The sequence below is a fragment of the Actibacterium pelagium genome (genome assembly GCF_002285415.1).
Lineage (GTDB): Bacteria > Pseudomonadota > Alphaproteobacteria > Rhodobacterales > Rhodobacteraceae > Actibacterium_B > Actibacterium_B pelagium.
Genome location: NZ_NSBU01000007.1, coordinates 2,501 through 20,807, shown reverse-complemented (window position 1 = coordinate 20,807; position 18,307 = coordinate 2,501). Strand labels below are relative to the sequence as shown.

11 protein-coding genes, 1 tRNA gene and 2 rRNA genes are annotated in these 18,307 nt (G+C 54.8%); 5 read left to right on the top strand and 9 right to left on the bottom strand.

Translation table 11 applies throughout. The annotated features are described in order from the left end of the window. Window positions 1-146 precede the first annotated feature (146 nt). Complete coding sequence (locus CLM58_RS09055) at window positions 147-4,175, bottom strand: PAS-domain containing protein (protein WP_158221887.1); 4,029 nt, start codon at window positions 4,173-4,175, stop codon at window positions 147-149. Between the two features lie 17 nt (window positions 4,176-4,192). Next, window positions 4,193-6,154, bottom strand: coding sequence for a ferritin-like domain-containing protein (locus tag CLM58_RS09050; protein WP_158221886.1), 1,962 nt, complete (start codon window positions 6,152-6,154; stop codon window positions 4,193-4,195). Window positions 6,155-6,346: 192 nt separating this feature from the next. Here CLM58_RS09050 and CLM58_RS09045 point away from each other — a divergent pair, with 192 nt between their 5' ends. Genes CLM58_RS09045 through CLM58_RS17475 form a run of 5 tightly spaced genes read left to right on the top strand, consistent with a single transcriptional unit; the run spans window position 6,347 to window position 11,323 of the window. Continuing rightward, on the top strand, window positions 6,347-8,089 hold the full coding sequence (locus CLM58_RS09045; protein ID WP_095595633.1) for a hypothetical protein: 1,743 nt from the start codon (window positions 6,347-6,349) through the stop codon (window positions 8,087-8,089). Window positions 8,090-8,091: 2 nt separating this feature from the next. Further along, a complete protein-coding gene (locus CLM58_RS09040; RefSeq protein ID WP_095595632.1) occupies window positions 8,092-9,558 on the top strand; it encodes a response regulator in 1,467 nt (488 codons plus the stop codon). A gap of 57 nt (window positions 9,559-9,615) precedes the next feature. Further along, window positions 9,616-9,981, top strand: a complete 366-nt coding sequence (locus tag CLM58_RS09035) for a response regulator (RefSeq protein ID WP_095595631.1) — start codon at window positions 9,616-9,618, stop codon at window positions 9,979-9,981. Window positions 9,982-9,992: 11 nt separating this feature from the next. Further along, complete coding sequence (locus tag CLM58_RS09030; protein WP_158221885.1) at window positions 9,993-11,018, top strand: pentapeptide repeat-containing protein; 1,026 nt, start codon at window positions 9,993-9,995, stop codon at window positions 11,016-11,018. Window positions 11,019-11,062: 44 nt separating this feature from the next. Then, entirely contained in the window at window positions 11,063-11,323 is a 261-nt protein-coding gene (locus CLM58_RS17475; protein WP_095595629.1) for a zinc ribbon domain-containing protein, read from the top strand. Between the two features lie 141 nt (window positions 11,324-11,464). Here CLM58_RS17475 and CLM58_RS09020 read toward each other — a convergent pair whose 3' ends face one another. The 7 genes from CLM58_RS09020 to CLM58_RS08990 form a co-directional block, all read right to left on the bottom strand. Then, the gene (locus tag CLM58_RS09020) at window positions 11,465-11,674 is read right to left on the bottom strand and encodes a lipopolysaccharide assembly protein LapA domain-containing protein (RefSeq protein WP_143226548.1); all 210 of its coding nucleotides are present in this window, start codon (window positions 11,672-11,674) and stop codon (window positions 11,465-11,467) included. Between the two features lie 10 nt (window positions 11,675-11,684). Continuing rightward, window positions 11,685-12,098 (bottom strand): hypothetical protein, encoded by a 414-nt coding sequence (locus tag CLM58_RS09015; protein WP_095595627.1) that lies wholly within the window; start codon window positions 12,096-12,098, stop codon window positions 11,685-11,687. Window positions 12,099-12,181: 83 nt separating this feature from the next. Then, window positions 12,182-13,021 (bottom strand): DUF481 domain-containing protein, encoded by an 840-nt coding sequence (locus CLM58_RS09010; RefSeq protein WP_095595626.1) that lies wholly within the window; start codon window positions 13,019-13,021, stop codon window positions 12,182-12,184. A 125-nt stretch (window positions 13,022-13,146) separates the two neighbouring features. After that, window positions 13,147-14,091: a LysR family transcriptional regulator gene (locus CLM58_RS09005; RefSeq protein WP_095595625.1), complete on the bottom strand. Its 945-nt coding sequence runs from the start codon at window positions 14,089-14,091 to the stop codon at window positions 13,147-13,149. A gap of 845 nt (window positions 14,092-14,936) precedes the next feature. Continuing rightward, window positions 14,937-15,013: transfer RNA gene (locus tag CLM58_RS09000), tRNA-Met, on the bottom strand. Between the two features lie 81 nt (window positions 15,014-15,094). Beyond that, a 5S ribosomal RNA gene (gene rrf / locus CLM58_RS08995) occupies window positions 15,095-15,209 on the bottom strand. A 77-nt stretch (window positions 15,210-15,286) separates the two neighbouring features. Then, window positions 15,287-18,114, bottom strand: a 23S ribosomal RNA gene (locus CLM58_RS08990). Between the last annotated feature and the right edge of the window lie 193 nt (window positions 18,115-18,307).

The window sequence follows — 18,307 nt, the reverse complement described above, 5'->3', positions numbered from 1 at the left end:
CCGGACCCCCATTTTTGTCTCGTAAAGGCAATGCGCACGGGGCTCTGGTCTGGCAACGCTAACGATTGAAAAACTGACAGCCGATCCAGTACCTTCTGGGTCGGCTGTTTTCATTGTAGCGTCGGATGCGCTGCTTCTATTTGCCGTCAAGCACCTGATTTCGCGCGCTTGTCACCGATCCTACCCTGAACGTCAGCTACGATCTGCTCAACGTTTCTGTCGCCTTTGGCGTAGTAGGCTTCAGCCCAGCCCTCTAGGCGTGCGCGGTCTTCTGAGGTCAAGGTCTTGGCCGTCAGCACGATAATCGGAATGTCGTCCCACTCCTTGTTGCTTCGAAAGGCTTCAGCAAATTCAAACCCGTCCATTTCCGGCATCATCAGATCCAGAAGGATCAGCGACGGCCTGAAAGTTTTGAGCTTCTCAAGAGCAACTCTCCCATTCTCTGCTTCCTCGAAGGTCAGGCCACTTTCGCCCAGCGTGCGGCACAGCAAAGAACGCGTGTCGGCGTCGTCCTCGACCACCAACAGATGAGGGTTCTCTTCATCAGCCACCAAAGACCGGACAATCTTGACCAACTTGTCGCGCTCTATTGGTTTGGTCATGTAATCTGCGGCCCCCATAGAGAACCCGAGCCGCTTGTTTTCGACAATGGTCACCATAACCACTGGTATCTCGAACGTTTCGGCGTCCGATTTAAGCGCGGCCAGAACCGACCACCCGTCGGTTCCCGGCATCATTACGTCCAATGTAATGACATCCGGTTTTTCCGAACGTGCCAGCTTAAGCCCCTCTTCCCCACTTGCCGCTTCGATCGTACGAAGACCGGCGTTGGTAAAGTGGCGGAACAAGAGGTCTCGAACCAATGGATCATCGTCAATCATCAAAACGACCGGGGCATCTTCCGGAAGGTCTTCGACCTCGCGAGCGCCGGGTGCCGACCCAATCTCGCCAGCCTCTTTCAGTACTGTCATCGTAAAGGTTGATCCGGCTCCCGGTTCGCTTTGGACCGTTAACTCTCCGCCCATCATCCGGGAAAACTCACGCGTGATGGACAGCCCAAGGCCGGTTCCACCGAAGTTGCGCGATGTGGACGCATCCGCCTGCGTGAAAGGATCAAAGATCTTTTCCATCTGGTCCGGGGTCATCCCGATACCTTGGTCCCTGACCTTGAATTCCAGTAGAGTGCCGTCTTCGGCCAAAGAGGTCGTCAGATGAATTTCACCGTTCTCAGTGAATTTCGCGGCGTTTGACAACAGGTTGAACAAGCACTGCCGAAGCTTTGTCAGGTCATTGTGGGCTGTCTTCTGACCGCAGTCGTTCCGGATTTGCAGTGTGTTAGAGTTCTTCTCGACCACCGGTTTGATGGTGTTTCTGATATCCTCCAACAATTCATCAAGATCGAATTCCTCGGCGTACAATTCGATCTTGCCAACTTCGATCTTGGACAGATCCAGAATGTCATTGATCAGCCCAAGAAGATGCTGCCCAGCCTTCTGGATTTTGGTGAGGTCAGGCACATAGTCGTCATTGCCATCATCGACTGTGTCGTCGATCAGCAACTCGGAATACCCGATGATCGCGTTTAGCGGGGTGCGCAACTCGTGGCTCATATTTGCCAGGAACTGCGACTTGGCAGAGTTTGCCTGAACCGCCGCGTCGCGGGCGACGCCCAGCTCCTTCACAAGCTCGTCCAGTTCGGCCTCGTGTTGGATCGTTTCCGTGATGTCGGTGAAGACCGAGACGATCCCACCCTCATCCGTCTGGAAACCTTCGGACCGCAGCCAACGACCATCGGACTGTTGATCGACCGAACTGCGCACTTTCTGCTCGCGCCGGGCCTTCATTACTTTCTGAACCCATTCCTCTCGATCTTTGTCATTCGTGAGGTTTCGGGTCGCGTTCTCGGATTGCCGAATAATGTCCTCAAATTTCAGACCGACCTTGAAGACCTCTTTGCCACCAAAGCTGGAACTGAACAGTTCGCTGACCCGTTGGTTGAAAAGGACTACCCGGTCATCCTTGTCGTATAGAACAAACCCCTGACCAATCGCCTCGATCGCAGCCGTCAGGCGCTGGTGCGCGATCTTGGCTTCGTCGGCCAGTCGGGCAAGCTCTGCTTCTGTCTCTTTCGCGTCGGTCATGTCGGTAAAGACAGACACCGTCCCACCATCGCTGGTGCGATAGCCTTCAGAGCGAAGCCAGCTTCCGTCTGGCAGTTGGTTCATCGAGCTACGGATATCCGTAGAAAGACGCTCTTCCAGAACTTGGTTCATCCACTTGTCCAATTCTTTCTTGGAAAACTCTGGATGCACATTGGGCGCTGTTTGCTTCAGTATTTCGCGGAATGGCATGCCCTGTTCGATCTTCAGGCCCGGGGCAAGGGTGCGAGAGACCTTCTCGTATTCTGAATTCCACAGAACAATCCGTTCTTCTTTGTCGAAAAGGCAAATCGCCTGCCCCATCGCCTCGACCGCATCCATCAAGCGACTGTGGGCCAACTCTGCCTCTTCGGCCAAACGACCAAGTTCAGCTTCGTGTTGCTTGGCCTCTGTGATGTCGGTGAAGACAGAGACACTTCCGCCATCGGCGGTAGCATAGCCTTGCGAACGCATCCATTTCCCGTCGGGCATCAGGTCGGTCGAGTCCCGAACCGCGTTTTCGCGGCGGACCTTCAGCACGTTCTGTACCCAAGCTTCTTGCTCTTCCGAGGTCATGCGGGCGTGCATCACCTTCGAGGACAAGCGCAGGCCGACCTCGAAACTATTACCGATCTTTGGGGGGACGCCGCCGGTAAAGACGGTGAAGAGGTCAGAATACCCTTTGTTGAACAAGACGATCCGGTCATCCTTGTCGAATAGGCAAATCGCCTGATCCATCGCTTCCAAAGCGATCATCAGGCGGTCATGGGCTGTCTCGGCCTCTTGTTTGCTGAGAGAGACAGCGTCCTCTGCCTGTTTTCGCTGCGCGACAGACCCCAACAAAGTCCCCACATGCCCCAGCGTTTTGACTGTCTCGACATCCGAGACCTGAGGCTCTTTCGCGAAGAACTCCAAGACGCCAACAACCTGATCGTGCAACACAATCGGAAATGCCATCGCCGCATTAAGTTCCGCAGCGCGCGCGAACTCTATCCGACGTAGCGAAGTGTCATGCGAAAGGTCTTCGATCCAGGCGGGTTGACCCGTGCGAAGAACGCGCCCCGGCAAGCCTTCATCGGTTCCAAACCGCAAAGTCTCTGTCGCATTTCGCAGGGCTGAGGCCTGCTTTGAATCCTCGATTTGCCAAATACCCGAAGGCACAAGGACATCCTTGCCGTTCTCGTGCCGCACCACATAGGCATGCCCCACGGACCAATCTGCAAACAGGCAGATTTCGTGCAATGCAGACTGCAAAGCTGTTTCAAAGCTGTCGGCAGTATTGGCCGCAAGCACAACGTTTTGCAGCAACCGGACCGACGCAGTGCGTTCTGCGACCCGCGCCTCCAACCGATCATTCGCGGCTTCTAAATCCTTCTTGGCTTGCAACTCGGCCGTCATGTCACGACCATAGGTATTCAGGTAACCCTTCCCCTCGATCAGGGCGAAGCTGAAAAGAAGGACACGGCCGTCAGAAAGCGCAAATTCAAAGTCGCCGTTCTTCCCGTTGCTCGCGACTTCAGATGCAAAGCAGGCCAATTCTGGGTTCACCCTTTCGGGCGGTCCTGGCACGATTAGTCCTTCAAGCTTTCTTGCCGACGGGTTGGCAACAAGGACCTCTCCTTCCGGCGTGATCCGAAGCACCGGATTTGGGTTCTCTTCAGGAAACTTGGCGAAATCCGCCATTGTCTTGCTTTGCGCGCGGATAGAGGTGACATCCCGCCCAAATACGTTGACATAGCCGGACTCGATCTCTGGATTGAACAGAAGATTGTAGATGCGGCTTCCAGATTGGATATCCGCCCGTTCGCTTGAGTTGTTCTTAAAAGCGCTCACAACCAGCTTTGAAAGCTCGTCAGAGACACGCTTACCGTCGTCAGACAGAATACCGGGGGCTTTAAGCGTGGCCCGATTCGCAAGCAAAAGCTTTCCTTTCGGATCAAGCCGAAAAATCGGGTAAGGGCATTCTTCCATCAGCGCTCCGGATGAACCGGATGGGTTCATTTCGGACGTGTTTGGTGTCTTGGTCTTTCGCGCCATGGTCATGCCCCGGCTGATTACTGATCTGACTTAAACCCGATCTTTAAATGCGTGTTGTCGCAGAATGGTTTCGTTTTCGAGCCCCCACAACGGCACAGGCGCGCGGTCGTAACACGGTCGACATTGCGCCCGGTCCCGGCACAGATTTCCAGATTGCCGGACACCTGAAGCGGACCATTTGGAAGTGGGGTGATCTCTAGATCACCATCACGGACCTCCAGTTTTTCAGATTGCCGCGTTTCCGGCTCTCCGCTTGCCCGGAACCCTGCTTCGACATGTGAGCCGTCACAATAAGGTTTGTTCTTTGATGCCCCGCATCTGCACAGTGTCGCGCGAAAGCCATCTGGTTCGCCATCGACCACCAGCGATGCCCTGAAGGCATAAGGTCCATTCTCGCGGATCTTGACCTGATTGACCTCTGGAACCGGTTCGGCGGGCGTGTCGCCCTTAGGGTCATAGGTGATCGCACCAGAGGGGCAGGAATGACAGACACCGCGCAACGCGCCCGTGTCCATCTCGTCCGGGAACAACCAATCGCCCGTGACGCCCGACAAGAACACCTTAGGTGCCCCCAGAACGCAACGGCGCGCGTGGATGCAGCGCCGCGTGTCAAAAGTCAGCAGCATGTCCTTTCCATCGCCGTGTCCAACGATGTCATTATCATTGACCGCGTCCGCGGAAACCGGCTTTGGACGATCATCATGCGCCGTGACTGCGGGCGGTTTGGGGGGCTCTCCCGGAACGATGATGCGGTCAGCCATGCCGCGTAATGCGGCCTCTACCGAGTCCAACTCGTGACCTTCGGGGAAGGCCCGACCGGCGTGATCTGCGATCTCGTGAAGGCGTTCGTTCAGCAGGCGCATCTCGCCCCGCCCTGACGGAAGACGACCGATGTCGCGGACCATCGAGAAGGTCATACCTGCATTCACACCCGGGTTTTCCGGACCAGCAGGCAACGAGGCCAGATACTCGCCAACTGGTGTCAGCACAGACATCATTTCGCGTGACAGGGTGATGAACAGGCGTTTGTGATCGGCTTCTCCGGGATCACGACCATAGCCCTGAACCAGAAAACGCAGCATCATGTTGTACAGCGAATTTCCAATATCCAGCACCTTTGCCGCATGTGGATCGGTGATCCAGACCTGATTGTCCGGGTCCAGCGGTTCAGTTGGGACAGGATTGCGGGCGACCGGGAAAGCGGGCTCAAAGCTTGGGTCTTGGGCCACCATCTTTTCGAACTGGTCTTTCAGGTCGAGGAACTTCTGATAGTGAGAGTCCTCTGTGTGTTCGGGCGCGCCCTCTCCCTGTTCGACGATGGTTTCGATCGCGTCGTGGGCGCTTGCCAGATCAGTGACTGTGCATAGGCCGGGCAACGGCGCATCTGCGGGGCTGATCTGATCCGCGACGTCACCCGAGAATAGGTTGGCCTCGCCATAGCGGCGCGCCAGCACTTCGAACCCGTGATAAATACCGCGATAAAGATGGCCGATGGTCTGATAGTCCTGCGCACTTGGCATGATCATGCCCTTGGGCGCAGCGCGATGATACTCGGCGGGATGAACGAATTCCGGTGCATCGTTCATCTCGACCCCCTCGGGCCGCTCCAGAAAAATCGCGTGATCCACAAGGGCCCGGCTAAAGCCCATCAGTTCCAGATCGACTTCTGCGGCATGATAGGCCGCAGGGATCGGGAAATTGGGGCGCGAAAGGTGGGGTGAGCCCCCGATGGCGACAGTAAGATTTCCGACCAGCGCAAGGTGGGTCATCTCTTCGACAGCGACTTCGGTCATGTGGCGTTTCCACGCTGCGACGACCTTGGCTTGTTCAGGCGTCAGCCCATCACGCTCCCCACGCTTCAGGCTCCATATTCCGTAAAGGTAGCAGCACATAACGTTGTGCTCGATCGCGGCAGCCTCGGCCAACATGAAGAGTAACTCTTCCCGATCTCCGATACGGATCTTCGGTTCTTCACTCATAATCCCGTCCCCCATGGGGATATTTTTGATCGAAATACCTAATAAAGCAAAGAATTTCGCGTTTTCCCGATCCAAGTGACACCTGCCCGACAGACCCAATTGTTGCTTTGGAAGAAGGCATGGACTTATGATCGGTTAACTTCGGGCCGCTTGGCACAAGCTGAAAATGGCCACGAGGGACGGGGGTTTTGAATGGTGACGGCGATTGGCGAGGCCCTGCCGGAAACGGGTATCACACCGGAGTTCATCGTTGGGATTACCGGTCACCGCGATATTGCAGCGGGCGATATCGAACGCGCACGTGTTGAACTGCGAACCCTGTTTCAGACCGTCTCTGACACGTTCGAATACCTCCCGGTACGGATCGCGACCGGGCTTGCAGAAGGTGCGGACACCCTGGCCGCTGAAGTGGCACTAGAGCTTGGGCTGGGCGTTGTGGCCGTTCTTCCGATGCCGCGCGAACATTACCTGCAAGACTTCGAGGGTGACGCGAAAACCAAGTTAGAGTCCCTCTTGGCAGACGACGGTGTGCGCGTGTTTGAGATACCGCTGGCCGAAGGGCGCTCTGCTGAAGAGATGTCGGACCAAGCGGCACGGGATGAACAATACCGCCTGCTGGCCGATTATCTGCGGCGACGGTCCAACCTGTTGGTGGCCGTCTGGGACGGGGTAGATGCCGGTCTCGTCGGCGGCACATCCGATGTGGTGATGCGCTATCTCAGCGACGGACGAGGAGAGACCCCAAACCGCATTGAACGTGAAGAGAATGCCAATGAGGGCTGCGGAAATATCATGGCCTGGGTGCCTGTCGACCGACAAAGTTCGACCGCTGGCGAACTGCCATCTGGCGCCTGCTATCTGATTTCCAATGCCAATTATGACTGCTTCTGGCAGGACAACACTTTACCTCAACCGATCCTGACGCGGTGGAAAGGCTTCGACGGGTTCTATGCAGAACGCATTTCGGACCACGGCGCGGACCTACCCGCCTATGGGCTTTCGGAAAGCGGCGACACTTTACAATCGGGCGACCCACGCGGTCTTGATGCAGAGTTCGTGCGCGCAGACCAGATCGCGCGGTTCTATCAGGCCCAGTCTCATAAGCTTTTCGCATTGTTTGGACTGCTGGCTGCCGGCATGGGCCTGGCCTTCCTCATCTACGCTAAACTATTGGCCAGCAAAGTCTTTCTAATCGTCTATATCGCGCTATTCGCAGCTGGCTTCCTTGGGTTTCGCTATTCGCACCGCCAACATCTGCACTCTAAACACTTGGCCTTCAGGGCTTTGGCAGAGACCTTTCGCGTGCAATTCTTCCTGATCCTGTCGGGCGCGGGCGATGGGTACAATCCCAGACGCATACTGGCGCTGACCTCGGTCGACCAATTTCGCCGCTTCGAGTGGCTGCAAGAGGCCATCCGCGTTGCAGAGCCCTTGGTCTATTTCGGCCATTGCACGAAAAGCGACGCGCTGAACGTGGTGCAAGACCGATGGATCCGCGACCAACTTGGCTATTTCGAAAAGAAACAACACACACTTCACCGCCAGCATGAACGACTGGAACGCATCAAGGTTGCGCTGCTGGCCGGGTCCGTTCTTGGCGCGCTGGCGCTGATCTTCTTCAAGAAGACGCTCGTTCACCTAGAGATGATGGGTTACGACAGCAAGGCCTGGCTGGTGTTCTTCATGGGCCTTCTGCCGCTTTGGGTCGCTGTTTGGGAACTGTACCAAGGCAAGATGGCGACACGAGAATTGCTTTGGCAATATGCCAATCAAAGCCGCTATTTCCGCGCGGCGAACCGCGAGATCGAACAGGCTAACAGCCTTGAGGCCGGTCAGAAAATCATCCGGGATCTGGCGGACAAAGCGCTGATCGAAATCTACATGTGGAGCGTACATCGCTACCACCGTGAACACGAACCCCCGGCAGCAGGATAGGCATGGCAAAGTCCGATCAGGTTGCACTTTCCTTCGAGGACCGCCTGTCGAACCTGCGGCACGAGTTACGGACGCCTATCGGTCACATCATCGGTTATGCAGAGTTGATCGACGAGGATCTGGGAACTGAGCAGCGCGAAGCCTATGGCCATGACCTTGCTGCCATTCTGAGTGCGGGTCAGAAGATGCTGGCGATCATTGACCAACACCTCAACGCGTCGAAGAAATCACTGGAAGACATCTCGCTTGAAGAAGCCCAATTCGCGCTGCGGCTACAGCTGAACCACATCGGTGGCTATGCTGAAATGCTGCGAGAAGAAGCCGTTGATCGCGAAGAGACCGACTTGATCGATGACTTAGGCCGCATCACCTCTGCCGACAGATCGGTTCTAGCCTTGATCGAAGACATGGGTGCCCTGCTTTTGGGGGAAAGCGATGAGGAACCCGTCGCCAATGCCCCTGCCCCGCATGACCTTGCCGCGGCTGCGATTACGGGCCTTGGCGGTGATATCCTTGTGGTCGATGACAACCAGATGAACCGCGAGCTTCTGTCCCGACGGTTGGAACGCGGAGGATACACTGCAACCACAGTGTCATCAGGCGAAGAGGCACTGGATATCCTGCAAACGCGCAGTTTCGATCTGATCCTGCTGGATCACATGATGCCGGGCCTCTCTGGGCTTGAGGCGCTGCAACAGATCAAAGCCAATCCGCAAATCAGGTCGATCCCCGTCATTATGCTGTCGGCGACCGACGACGCCGACGTCATGGTCCGCTGCATCCTGTCTGGGGCCGACGATTATGTCGCCAAACCTTTCAACCCGGTCTTGCTGATTGCCCGGATCAATGCCGCGCTGGAAAAGGTGCGTTTGCGCCGAAACGCCGCGCGGCAGATCAAAGTCTTCATCTCGTCGCCCGGGGACGTGATCCCAGAGCGGCAGATCGCAAAGATGGTGCTAGGGCGGCTGAACGAGGAATATGCAGGCCGCGCCCTTTTGGTTCCGATCTTGTGGGAAGAGGAACCCCTTCTGGTGACCCAGACCTTTCAGGCACAAATTCACCCGCCGCATGAAACCGACATCTATCTGGGCGTTCTCTGGTCGCGGATTGGATCACCGCTTCCGGACACGATCCGGCGTGAGGATGGATCACTTTATGAATCCGGTACTGCGTTTGAATTCGAGGACGCGTTGGCCGGTCACCGCACGACCGGCAAGCCGGAAATGCTGTTGTACCTGAAAACCGGTTACCCCGAGATTTCTCTTGAAAACCGGGAAGAAGTTCTGGATCGGCTGGAACAAATCGACCGCCTAAATGATTACCGCGAACGGATGCTTATGGGCGAGGATGGATCCTATGCAGCGGCTTTCCACATGTTCGATCGCATCGAACAATTTGAAACCATGTTGGAAATTCACCTGCGCAAACTGGTTCAGACGATCCTTTCGCGACAAACCAAAGGGGACTGAACATTTGCCAGATAAAATACAAATTACTATGCTGTTAACAGATGCGACGGGGGGAATATGTCCAGAATACTGCTGGTAGAGGACAATGAGTTGAACCGCGATATGCTCTCAAGGCGGCTCAAGAAACGTGGCTTTGAGATAGAGATCGCGATCGACGGTCAACAGGGCATCGACATGGCCCGGGCCGGCAACCCCAAGCTTATCCTTCTTGATATGAGCCTGCCCGTTGTCGACGGCTGGGATGCGGCACGCACCCTGAAAAGCGGTGATGATACCAAAGACATTCCAATCATCGCCCTGACGGCCCATGCCATGGCTGGAGATCGGGAAAAGGCGCTTGAAGCAGGCTGTGACGATTACGACACCAAGCCCGTCGAGCTTCCCCGGTTGCTGGAAAAAATCAGCAAATGGATCGAGGGGTAAGCAGCGCTCTTATGGATGACGGAACCGTTCTTTCACAAGACACCGTCAAAGCTGCGCTGCTTGAAGGAGGAGAGACTTGGCGCAAGACCGTCGCCGAATTGGCCTCTGTTCCCAACGCTCTGCATAATGCGAATTTCTCAGAATTAGACCTGAGTGATCGCGATCTTTCGTCGCTTGACCTTTCCCATGTGGATTTCTTTGCTGGCTGTCTGACCAGTACCAACTTGAAAAAGTCCATTCTGCACAAGGCGGAACTGGCCAACAGCAAAATGCAGAAAGCGGCCCTGTACAAAGCCGACTTAAGCAAGGCGATCCTGCATGAAACCGACCTGACCGAGGCCGATCTGTCCTCGACTGACTGCCGGGGCGCGGACTTTAGAGGTGCCACCCTGCGCGGGGCCAATCTGGCTGGAGCCGATTTGCGTGGCGCCGATTTTTCACAAGCCGACCTGACAGGCGCCGATCTGTCGCTTGCGGATATCACAGGGGCGAAATTCCATTTTGCCCAACTGGCCGAGGCCAATGTCACCCATCTGAAATATGGAAACTACAGGCAGATGGAGGGGCTTTATCTGGGTGTGCGGGGCGTCGAACAATGCTACGGAAGCGCCCTCTTCGTGCGCGATGCCAAGGATCAGGACTATATCGACACGCTGTTTCAGTCGCTCAATGACAAATCACCCGGGTTTATCAAGTCTCTGGACTTGTTTCTGTTCCGCGCCTGGGCCTTGATCGACCACGGCCGAAGCCTTTTGAAAGTATCCTTCTACGCTACGATAATCGCCATGCTGTATGGCTTTATCTATCTCGCCGATATGACGTTTGGCTGGAATGTGATGGATTATTCAAACTCCGCCCAAACTTGGTTCACACCCTTCTATTATTCGGTGGTGACCTACACGACACTTGGCTATGGCGACGTGACGGCCAACAGCCTGATGGGTGAAATACTTGTCATAAGCGAGGTTATCGTCGGCTATTTCACACTCGGCTTGCTTCTGGCCATCTTGGCAAACACCATCGCCAGAAGAAGTTGACGCCACCGAGCGCACACACAACCTGATGCCTTAGGAGCGATCAAATGCTTCGTCTCTGTCAAAGCTGTGGGATGCCAATGAGCGAGAAAGGCCTGATGCCCGGACGCGACGCAGACGGCAGCAAAAGCGGGCTATACTGTCACCTTTGCTATGATGACGGTGCATTTCTTCAACCCGATATCAAGCTTACGAGCATGCAGCATTTGGTCAGTCACTCCCTTCAACGCGAAGGGTTACCTAAACTGTTGAGCTGGCTGGCAACTCGGCACTTACCGCTTTTGCGGCGTTGGAGAGGCAAGTCCTGAACAGGTAAACTGTATCAGGACCGATCACTCTTCGCGCAAACGGGGGAAACCTGTATCAAAGGTGGTCGGTTTTGTATCAGAAAGACCGTCGTATCCAGTTGACATGGTTCTCGTTGAAAACCCGTCGCTCGGCCACGTTTGTCATCTCTGTCTGCTGGAATACCCGAACACCCATCCCACGACGCACCCCAACCCAACGCAGACGAGAACAAGGAATGCGCGGCGTGTTGAGATGGTCCAAGATAAAAACTGCAAGTCCACGGCGGCTGCGTTCTGCAGGATAAAGACACCCAGAAGGGCTGCCACGGCCACCAAAAACACCCAACGAATTTGTGCGATTAGTTTCTTCATGTCTGCTCCCTCACCCCGCTGCGACACCGCGTCCAGCGACCATTCCCATTTGGCTGCAGGTTCTCAGGATCATATGGTAGTTTCGGCGCTGAAGCTTCTCATCACCCTCTTCGGACACGCTGTCTGCGAGAATGACGGTACGGTCTACAACTCCAATCGAAGCAATGGATGTGATGTCGTGGATTAGATCGTCGAGCGCATCAAGGCGGATCAGAACAAGGTTGCCACGCATCCATGGAAGCGTTGGGATCGCCAAGAGCCGCTCAAAGACCTTGACGGTCGAGGTACAGTGACCGGCCACAACGACTTGTGGCCCTGGCTTTGCTCCAACGATCCGATAGCCAAACTCTGTGCCTGTCCTCTGGGTCGTGAAGACTTCCAAATAACCATTTTCGGTTTCATGAACTTTGTTTGAGATCGACATTGTCAGCTCCTCTCCAACAATTCGGTAAAACGGTTGGGGGCGGATTGCTCCGCCCCCAAGGTTCACGAGGGAATTCGTGCGTCTTAGTTGAACGAGTAGACCAGCGAGACGCCGAACGTGTTGTCGGTGCTTTTCGCAGAGCCAGAGTCCGAATGGTACTCGGTCAGAATGCTAGTCCGGAGCGCAAGCGCGTCAGTCATTGCGACATTCAGCGCCAGGTCATTAAAGATAGCAGTGTCAGATTCCGACCAGATCACGTCCGTGTCGTTGGTAAGGTAAAGCGTATCCGTCAGCTTGTGTGCATAGTCCGACGAAACGCCGAAGGCACCTTCACTTACGTTAGCCGATCCGACGTCCGAGAGTTCGGCGAAGCGATAGCCAGGGCCAGCTTGTACCGACCACTGACGGTCCGCTTCGTTGAAGATACGATAGCCCGCACCAAACGACACGAAGGTGTCCGATTCAAACTGTGCATCTGTCGCGCTGTCGACCGAGCCTTGCAGCTTTGCAAAACCAAAGGTTCGCGGGTTGAAGTCACGGGTGTATTCGAGACCGTAGAACAGGCTCTCTTCTGCAACCGAGTCATCATCGTCAGAATAGGCATAGTTCAACTGAAGTTCGATGCCGTTAGGACCCCAAACATAGTTCATGTCTGTACCGATGCCGACGTTCAGGGTCTCGGTGTTGCCGGTTTCGGCGATACCGCGCAGTGCGAACGAGCCGGTGAAACCTTGCGGACGGCCTTCGTTGCCAAAGCGGTCAAGATCGCGCTCTGCGTCGTCTTCGATAGCTTCAACGAGGTCCTCGTTCCGCTCACCGGCAACCGTGTCGCGGCCAATCAGGCTTTGAGCGGTTGCGGAAGTTGCGGACAGCGCCGCGAAAAGAGCAAGCACGCCCACACCAAGTTTGAGTTCTTTGTTCATGGGTCTAATCCTTTCCCAACAAAGTGTGACCCGTCCCCAGAGGGCGGGAGCATTTCTGCTGCATTGGGATTTAGGTAAGATCCTTAAACAAGTAAAATTCAAAATAATTATGCTTTAAGCGAGTATTACTTATTTGAAGCTGGCAACTCAACGTTTCCAAGTACTTCGACGGTTTCGCCCTCGCTAATGTCAGCCAATTCAGCGATTACCGCACTTTGCTCATCGTCAATCTGTGATTGGATTGCCACAAGGGTGGCCTCGGCCGTGGCTCGAATGTCCTCATCCAGATCATCACGCCAGATCGACCAGATAGGATAGGGGAAGGTCGGCGCGTCTGGGACAAGATGTAAACGGCCTTCATCCAGGTATCGCTTGATATATCGCGCAGGCAGATACGCAGCCGCACGACGTCGAACAACATACTCAGCTGCCATTGCGCCAAGAGAAAGTGTGAGACCTGGGTTTGTGAGGTTAGGTAATTCAAGCGAATGAGCATGGACGAACTCTGGCCCCCAATCGACAAAGACATAGTGCTCTGCGATGTCGTCAAGACCCACCTCAAACGACGCCGCAAGTACCAAATCTTCGTCAAGCACCTTTCGTGCGGTTAAGCCGGGCCGCAGTTGTGGATTATAGAGCAAACCAATCTGCACCATGCCTTCCACAAGGAAGCGCGTGATCCGATCCGGCATGCCAAGCTCGGCTCGAATGTTGAGCGTCGGCATCGCTTCCTGCATCTCATCAATCCACCGAAAGCCAAGACGCGGCCAGAGTGAATACTGCGCCCCAACCGTGAGAGATTTTGTATACCCCTCCGGTACGCCGATCTGCTGACGCGCCTCCTCCCAGATTTTGATGAACGAAAGTGCGTAGCGTTCAAACTCTCGGCCAGCCGGCGTAAGCTCGGCCCCGGCCTTCGATCGAATAAAGAGCTGCTTTCCCAAAGAGTCTTCTAGGCGCTGCACCCGCAAACTGATGGCCGACTGTGTAACGAACAAACGCTCGCTCGCATTCACGAATGAGCCAGTGGCAGCGACTTCGACAAAGGTCCGGATCAGGGCAATATCCATGCGGTCTATCCTTGAGATTTACTCATCTTAAATATATTTTCTATTCGTTATTCTGACGAAAAGAAATCACCTATATCCGTCTTCGTGGAAGCGGGTCACCACCGAGTGAATCGCGAGGAGACCGGGACCATTGCCCCAACGCAAAGGCTCCGCCGATCTGCTTCCACGCACGGTTGCCCGACCAAGTAATTGAGCACACCGTGGACCTAGACGGTGGTTGTGCCAAATTCTTTGCCAATGGCGCGGTCGGCTCAGGCAAGATCGTATATCAAGGTGTGAACGGCCTCGATGAGTGATCGCCATTAAGACGTTAGAAAATCACTAACAGCAGAAATATAAATTAGCGCTCGTCATTCAACGTGGCGGCGGCGTCGGTTTCGGCTCCGACGGCACGGGGAGAATCCGGTCTACGCACTTTCCCCGCGCCCATCTGGTGGTGTTCGGTTTGGATTGACGGACGTGATCCTTAGGACGCCGATACCGGCCGTTGATTTTCTAAGCGCTCCAGTGAAGCCCATTTCATCGCCTTTGAGTCTGCTGGCGGAGTCCGCAGCGTAGCGTGGGTATGCAGCCCTTCGTTGCTCCCTCTTTGGACGAGCTGCAAGAGATCTACCAGGATCAACTCGCGCGCCTCGAGGGACTTCTGACCGGCAGCGACGAGATCGTGGCGGCAAATGCCCTTCTCAGGGAGATGCTTGGCGAGGTGCGTCTGTGGGGGGATCCGGAGGCCCGTGACGGAATGCGGATCGAGATACAGGGCGACCTGTCCTCGGCCTTTCAGGGGGCTACGGAAACGCCTGAAAGCGGCCCTTGGGCCGATCTTTTGTCATTTTGTCAGATTTCGTTGGTTGCGGGAGCAGGATTTGAACCTGCGACCTTCAGGTTATGAGCCTGACGAGCTACCGGGCTGCTCCATCCCGCGCCATTTAGGCGCCTCAGTGTTTTTGTTCTGAGGCTTGGATTGTCATCGATCTGAGAGATACGTTTTTTTGGTTTTTTCTAGGTTTGGCGGTGACCTACTCTCCCACGTCTTAAGACGCAGTACCATCGGCGCAACCGAGCTTAACGGCCGAGTTCGGGATGGGATCGGGTGTTTCTCTGGCGCTGTGACCACCAAACCGAGGAAAAACCAAAATTCCAAGTCAAGCATGTGTGTGTATGCTTCTGACCAGTATTAGCCTTGCTATTACTGGATCAAATCAAGCCTATCGGACAATTAGTACCGGTCAACTGAATGCATTGCTGCACTTACATCTCCGGCCTATCGACGTGGTGGTCTTCCACGGTCCTCAGGGATACCTTGTTTTGAGGGGGGCTTCCCGCTTAGATGCCTTCAGCGGTTATCCTGTCCGATCATAGCTACCCTGCACTGCTGCTGGCGCAACAACAGGTCCACCAGTGGATCGTTCACCCCGGTCCTCTCGTACTAGGGGCAACTCCTCTCAAGTATCCTACACCCACGGCAGATAGGGACCGAACTGTCTCACGACGTTCTAAACCCAGCTCACGTACCTCTTTAAACGGCGAACAGCCGTACCCTTGGGACCTGCTCCAGCCCCAGGATGAGATGAGCCGACATCGAGGTGCCAAACACTGCCGTCGATATGGACTCTTGGGCAGTATCAGCCTGTTATCCCCGGCGTACCTTTTATCCGTTGAGCGATGGCCCTTCCACTCGGGACCACCGGATCACTATGGCCGTCTTTCGACTCTGCTCGACTTGTCAGTCTCGCAGTCAGGCTGGCTTCTGCCATTGCACTCAACGAGCGATTTCCGACCGCTCTGAGCCAACCTTCGCGCGCCTCCGTTACTCTTTAGGAGGCGACCGCCCCAGTCAAACTACCCGCCACACAGGGTCCCGGATCCGGATAACGGACCGCGGTTAGACATCAAGCAGAACAAGGGTGGTATCTCAAAGGAGGCTCCATCAGAACTGGCGTCCTGATTTCAAAGCCTACCACCTATTCTGCACATGTTGTGCCTGATGCCAGTGTGAAGCTGTAGTAAAGGTGCACGGGGTCTTTCCGTCTAACCGCGGGAAGCCTGCATCTTGACAGGCAATTCAATTTCGCTGAGTCGATGTTGGAGACAGCGGGGAAGTCGTTACGCCATTCGTGCAGGTCGGAACTTACCCGACAAGGAATTTCGCTACCTTAGGACCGTTATAGTTACGGCCGCCGTTTACCGGGGCTTCAATTCGACGCTCTCACATCTCCTTTTAACCTTCCGGCACCGGGCAGGCGTCAGACCCTATACGTCGTCTTGCGACTTCGCAGAGCCCTGTGTTTTTAGTAAACAGTCGCCACCCCCTAGTTTGTGCCCCCAGCTCCAAGTTGCCTTGGAACCGGGCCTCCTTCTCGCGAACTTACGGAGGCATTTTGCCGAGTTCCTTCAACATCGTTCTCTCAAGCGCCTTGGTATTCTCTACCAGTCCACCTGTGTCGGTTTAGGGTACGATCTCATGGAGGGCTATTTCCAGGAACCGATTAGCGGCCCACCCAATCCGATAAGGGTGAACAACAGTCTCGATCCGTCACATCCTCCTGGCCCAGGAATATTAACCTGGTTCCCATCGACTACGCCTTTCGGCCTCGCCTTAGGGGTCGGCTTACCCTGCTCAGATTAGCTTTAAGCAGGAACCCTTGGACTTTCGGCGACAGGGTCTCTCACCCTGTTTGTCGCTACTCATGTCATCATTCTCACTAGTGATCGCTCCACAGCCCCTCACAGGACTGCTTCATCGCCAAACCCGGTCCTCCAATGACCCCGAAGGGTCTAAGGAGGATTGGGTTTTATCACACTACGCTCTGCTACCATGCACTATGTGCATCCTAAGCTTCGGCTCATGGCTTGAGCCCCGTTACATCTTCGCCGCAGGATAACTTATTTAGACCAGTGAGCTGTTACGCTATCTTTAAAGGATGGCTGCTTCTAAGCCAACCTCCTGGTTGTTTTGGTCGTCCCACCTGCTTTCCCACTTAGCCATGAATTGGGGGCCTTAGCTGTAGGTCAGGGTTGTTTCCCTCTCCACTACGGGCGTTAGCACCCGCAGTGTGTCTGCCATCTAGTACTCCCGGGTATTCGGAGTTTGGTTAGGATCAGTAAGCCTGTGGGGCCCCATTACCCATCCAGTGCTCTACCCCCCGGGGTATTCGGATGACGCTCTACCTAAATAGATTTCGCAGAGAACCAGCTATCTCCGAGTTTGATTGGCCTTTCACCCCTAGGCACAGCTCATCCCGATCTTTTTCAACAGATGTGGGTTCGGTCCTCCAGTAAGTGTTACCTTACCTTCAACCTGGCCATGCCTAGATCACTCGGTTTCGGGTCTGATCCTACTAACTCATTCGCCCTATTAAGACTCGCTTTCGCTGCGCCTACACCTATCGGCTTAAGCTTGCTAGTAAGACCAAGTCGATGACCCATTATACAAAAGGTACGCGGTCAGCCCTCAAGGGGCCTCCCACTGCTTGTAGGCGTCCGGTTTCAGAAACTGTTTCACTCCCCTCGTCGGGGTGCTTTTCACCTTTCCCTCACGGTACTGGTTCGCTATCGGTCAGTAAGGAGTACTTAGCCTTAGAGGGTGGTCCCCCCATGTTCAGACAGGATTTCACGTGTCCCGCCCTACTTAATACGTCCTATCGAGCTTCTCATACGGGGCTATCACCCACTATGGCCATGCTTCCCAACATGTTCTGATCACTCTCAAGGCTCGGCTGGTTCCCGTTCGCTCGCCGCTACTAGGGAAGTATCTGTTGATTTCCTTTCCTCCGGGTACTTAGATGTTTCAGTTCCCCGGGTTTGCTCTTTAAACCCTATGTATTCAGGTAAAAAGTACTTGGTTTACCCAGTTATTAGCTGACCCGAAGATCAATAATAACAGAGTATCAAGTGGGTTGCCCCATTCGGAAATTCATGGATCAAAGCCTATTCTCGGCTAACCATGACTTATCGCAGAGTATCACGTCCTTCATCGCCTCTTACTGCCAAGGCATCCACCAAACGCCCTTCTCGCGCTTGATCTGATCCAGAAAAAGCAAGGCTCTTGGCAGGGCCAAACTTCGCGCCAACTTAATGGCTTTCTAGATCAGAAGTCATACATTTCCCACTTCCCTGACTGGTTCGTTCAGGGAAGCATGTGATGCAATCTCTCGATTACATCAGGTTAGTGTACTTGACTTGGACAACACTGCGATTTCGACCGGGATACGATGTC

Coding starts and splice junctions, on each gene's coding strand:
- CLM58_RS09055 (WP_158221887.1), bottom strand. CDS start 4,175: ATGGCGCGAAAGACCAAGACACCAAACACGTCCGAAATGAACCCATCC.
- CLM58_RS09050 (WP_158221886.1), bottom strand. CDS start 6,154: ATGAGTGAAGAACCGAAGATCCGTATCGGAGATCGGGAAGAGTTACTC.
- CLM58_RS09045 (WP_095595633.1), top strand. CDS start 6,347: ATGGTGACGGCGATTGGCGAGGCCCTGCCGGAAACGGGTATCACACCG.
- CLM58_RS09040 (WP_095595632.1), top strand. CDS start 8,092: ATGGCAAAGTCCGATCAGGTTGCACTTTCCTTCGAGGACCGCCTGTCG.
- CLM58_RS09035 (WP_095595631.1), top strand. CDS start 9,616: ATGTCCAGAATACTGCTGGTAGAGGACAATGAGTTGAACCGCGATATG.
- CLM58_RS09030 (WP_158221885.1), top strand. CDS start 9,993: ATGGATGACGGAACCGTTCTTTCACAAGACACCGTCAAAGCTGCGCTG.
- CLM58_RS17475 (WP_095595629.1), top strand. CDS start 11,063: ATGCTTCGTCTCTGTCAAAGCTGTGGGATGCCAATGAGCGAGAAAGGC.
- CLM58_RS09020 (WP_143226548.1), bottom strand. CDS start 11,674: ATGAAGAAACTAATCGCACAAATTCGTTGGGTGTTTTTGGTGGCCGTG.
- CLM58_RS09015 (WP_095595627.1), bottom strand. CDS start 12,098: ATGTCGATCTCAAACAAAGTTCATGAAACCGAAAATGGTTATTTGGAA.
- CLM58_RS09010 (WP_095595626.1), bottom strand. CDS start 13,021: ATGAACAAAGAACTCAAACTTGGTGTGGGCGTGCTTGCTCTTTTCGCG.
- CLM58_RS09005 (WP_095595625.1), bottom strand. CDS start 14,091: ATGGATATTGCCCTGATCCGGACCTTTGTCGAAGTCGCTGCCACTGGC.